The 3794-nt window shown below is 67.3% G+C and carries 2 protein-coding genes; one reads left to right on the top strand and one right to left on the bottom strand.

Translation table 11 applies throughout. The features are described 5' to 3' along the window. Positions 1-133: 133 nt before the first annotated feature. Positions 134-1132 carry a ligase-associated DNA damage response exonuclease gene (locus tag SM191_RS19200; RefSeq protein WP_341507612.1) on the bottom strand — a complete coding sequence of 333 codons (999 nt, stop codon included), beginning with the start codon at positions 1130-1132 and terminating at the stop codon, positions 134-136. Between the two features lie 19 nt (positions 1133-1151). On the opposite strand from SM191_RS19200, the gene SM191_RS19195 reads away from it, so the two are divergent. Next, entirely contained in the window at positions 1152-3563 is a 2412-nt protein-coding gene (locus SM191_RS19195) for a ligase-associated DNA damage response DEXH box helicase (protein ID WP_341507611.1), read from the top strand. Positions 3564-3794 lie beyond the last annotated feature (231 nt).

Genomic DNA, 3794 nt, shown 5'->3' with positions numbered 1-3794 from the left:
AAAGGCCCAGTTCGCCGTCATCTTCGGCGAACGCTTCATCAGGGCCATGGCGGCGTAATGTTCATCCGCCCGCCCGCACACGAAATTCCTGACACTCCCGCCTGAGCGAAGTCGAAGGCCAAGGGAATCCCCCTCAATCATCCTCATCCTCGAACCCCACCAAGGCCAGCGCCCGCGCCTTCATCTGCCGCGTCTCGCACCAATGGACCAAGGCCTCCTCGCGCCCGTGCGTCACCCACACCTCGCGCGGCGCGATCTCGGTCAGCGTCTGGGTCAGTTCGTCCCAATCGGCATGGTCGGACAGGATCAGCGGCAGTTCGACATTCTTCTGTCGCGCCCGCTGGCGCACCCGCATCCAGCCACTGGCCATCGCCGTGATGGGATCGGGCAGCCGCCGCGACCAGCGATCGTTGAGCGCGCCCGGGGGGCACATCACGACATGCCCCGCCATCTCGGCCTTGGGCGTATCGGCCACCATGCGCAGCTCGCCCAGGTCGACGCCCATTTCCTGATACAGCGCACATAGCCGCGCCAGCGCGCCGTGAAGATAGATAGGCGCCTCATGCCCGCGCACCCGCAGTTCGGCGATCACCCGCTGCGCCTTGCCCAGCGCATAGGCCCCGACCAACACGCAGCGGGTCGGATTGGCGTGGAGCCGCGCGATCAGCTTGTCGATCTCGTCGCCCGTTTCGGGATGGCGAAAGACAGGGAGCGCGAAGGTCGCCTCGGTGACGAACACGTCGCATTTCACCGGCTCGAACGGCGCGCAGGTCGGGTCGGCGCGGCGTTTGTAATCGCCCGACACCACCACCCGCTCGCCCCGGTAATCGAGCACGATCTGCGCCGATCCCAGCACATGGCCCGCCGGTACGAAACTCACGTCCACCTCACCCAGCCGGATCGTCTCGCCATAACCTACGGCCACGCCCGTCTGAGGGCCGTAGCGCGCCGCCATGATCGCCAGCGTCTCCGGCGTCGCCCAGACGGTGCCATGTCCGCCGCGCGCATGGTCGGCATGGCCGTGGGTCACCAGCGCCTTGGCCTCGGGCTCGGACGGATCGACCCATACATCGGCGGGGGCCACGTAAATCCCATGTTTATGGGGCTGTATCCAGTCGCCGAGCTTGACCATGATACCTATATCCTTCGGGATGCTCCCTGGTTCCCTTCCGCCCGCCTTGACCGACTGGTTCGCCGCCAAGGGCTGGCACCCGCGCACGCACCAGTTGGCGATGCTGGAAGAAGCACGGGCGGGCCGCCACGCCTTGCTGGTCGCGACGACGGGCGCGGGCAAGACGTTGGCGGGGTTCCTGCCGACGCTGACCGAGTTGATCGAGCGCCCGTCCGAGGGGCTGCACACCCTCTATGTCTCGCCCTTGAAGGCACTGGCGGTCGATATCCGCCGCAACCTCGTCACGCCGATCGAGGAGATGGGCCTCGACATCCGGGTCGAAACGCGGACCGGCGACACCTCGTCGGACAAGAAGGCCCGGCAACGGGTCAAGCCGCCACAGATATTGCTGACCACGCCGGAATCGCTGTCGCTGCTGCTCAGCTACCCGGATTCCGAGGGCATGTTTGCGCAGCTAAAGACCATCGTGGTCGACGAAGTCCATGCCTTCGCCACCGGCAAGCGCGGCGACCTGCTCTCCTTATGCATGGCGCGGTTGCAGCGAATTGCCCCCGCCATGCGCCGGGTCGCGCTGTCGGCGACGGTGGCGGACCCGGACGGCTATCGCGCCTGGCTGGCCCCGGACGGCGATATCGACGCGGTCGGCCTCGTCACCGGCGAGCCGGGCGCGCCGCCGGACATCGCCATCCTGCTGCCCGAGGATCGCATCCCATGGGCGGGCCATTCGGGCCGCTACGCCGCCGCGCAGGTGATGCGCGTGATCGAGGCGAACCGGACCACCATCCTGTTCTGCAACACCCGCAGCCTCGCCGAACTGATCTTCCAGGATTTGTGGAAGGCGAACGACAAAAGCCTGCCGATCGGCGTCCATCACGGCTCGCTGTCGCTGGAGGCGAGGGCGAAGGTGGAAGGCGCGATGGCGGACGGCAAACTCCGCGCGCTGGTCGCGACGGCCAGCCTGGACCTGGGCGTCGACTGGGGCGATGTGGATTGTGTGATCCAGATGGGCGCGCCCAAGGGGTCGTCGCGGCTTCTCCAGCGGATCGGGCGCGCCAATCATCGGCTGGACGAATCGAGCCGTGCGATCCTCGTCCCCGGCAACCGCTTCGAATATCTGGAGGCACGCGCCGCGCTCGATGCGGTGGAGGCGGGCGAACTGGACCCCGACCTGTTCCGACAGGGCGCGCTCGACGTGCTGGCGCAGCATGTCATGGCCTGTGCTTGCGCCGCGCCGTTCGAGCAGGGCGCGCTGCTCGACGAAATCCGCTCGGCCATGCCCTATTCGGCGTTGCCGGACGAGACGTTCGAGCGGGTGCTGCGGTTTATCGCGGACGGCGGCTATGCGCTCAAGGCCTATGACCGGTTCAAGCGGCTGGTCCAGCAGACGGACGGGACGTGGCGCGTCACCCATCCGCAATTCGTCGCGCAGCACCGCCTGAACGCCGGGATCATCGTCGAGGCGACGATGCTGAAGGTCCGCTTCCGCAATGGCCGCCAGCTTGGCCGGGTGGAGGAAGGATTCGCCGCCACCCTCGCCCCCGGCGACACCTTCTTCTTCGCGGGGCTGAGCCTGGAGGTGGAGTCGATCGACGGTGAAGACCTGATCGTCCGCGCCACCTCCCGCCCCGCGCGCATCCCGACCTATGGCGGCAGCCGGATGCCGCTCTCGACCAGCCTCGCCGACCGGGTGCGGGCATTCCTCGCCGACCGGAGCGAATGGGATCGTTTTCCCCCCGACGTGCATGACTGGCTGGAGATGCAGGATCGCCGCTCGGTCCTGCCCCGCCCCGGCCAGTTGCTGGTCGAAACCTTCCCGCGCGAGGGGCGGCATTATATGGTCGCCTACAGCTTCGAGGGGTGGAACGCGCACCAGTCGCTGGGGATGCTCATCACCCGGCGGATGGAGGCACAGGGGTTGAAGCCGCTCGGCTTCGTGGCGAGCGACTATGCGCTGGCCTGTTACGGGCTGGAGAAGGTGACCGACCCGGCCAGCCTCTTCTCCCCCGACATTCTCGAAAACGAGTTCGTCGATTGGGTGCAGCAATCGCACCTGCTCAAGCGCGCCTTTCGCGAGGTGGCGGTGATCGGCGGGCTGGTCGAGCGCCAGCATCCCGGCAAGCGCAAGACCGGGCGGCAGGTGACCTTTTCGACCGACCTGATCTACGACGTGTTGCGCAAGTACGAGCCCGGCCATCTGCTGCTCCAGGCGGCGTGGGACGATGCGCGGGCGCGGATGACCGATGTGGGGCGGCTGGCCCATCTGCTCGACCGGGCGGGGGGCACGATGCTGCATGTCGATCTGGAGCGGGTGAGCCCGCTGGCGGTCCCGGTGCTGGTGCTGATCGGGCGGGAGAAGGTCGCGACGGGGAGCGCGGATGACGATCTGCTGATCGAAGCGGAGGCCTTGGCGGCGGAGGCTATGGGGGAGTGAGGTGAGGGATTCCCGTGGCCTTCGACTTCGCTCAGGCGGAACGGCTGTTGGTATAGTCTTCCCTCACGTCTAGCCGCTCCCCTCCCGCAAGCGGGAGGGGATGGGGGAGGGCACGGGGTCTCACAGAGGCCACCGGGAGTGTCAGGAATTTCGTGTGCGGGCGGGCGGATGAACATTACGCCGCCATGGCCCTGATGAAGCGTTCGCCGAAGATGACGGCGAACTGTGCCT

It is taken from the genome of Sphingomonas sp. 2378 (assembly GCF_038084995.1).
GTDB lineage: Bacteria > Pseudomonadota > Alphaproteobacteria > Sphingomonadales > Sphingomonadaceae > Sphingomonas.
Note: the sequence above shows the minus strand (reverse complement) of the source record. Positions and strands in the feature narration are given on the sequence as shown.

Excerpts from the sequence above, each read along its gene's own strand:
- SM191_RS19200 (WP_341507612.1), bottom strand. The coding sequence starts at position 1,132 with ATGGTCAAGCTCGGCGACTGGATACAGCCCCATAAACATGGGATTTAC.
- SM191_RS19195 (WP_341507611.1), top strand. The coding sequence starts at position 1,152 with ATGCTCCCTGGTTCCCTTCCGCCCGCCTTGACCGACTGGTTCGCCGCC.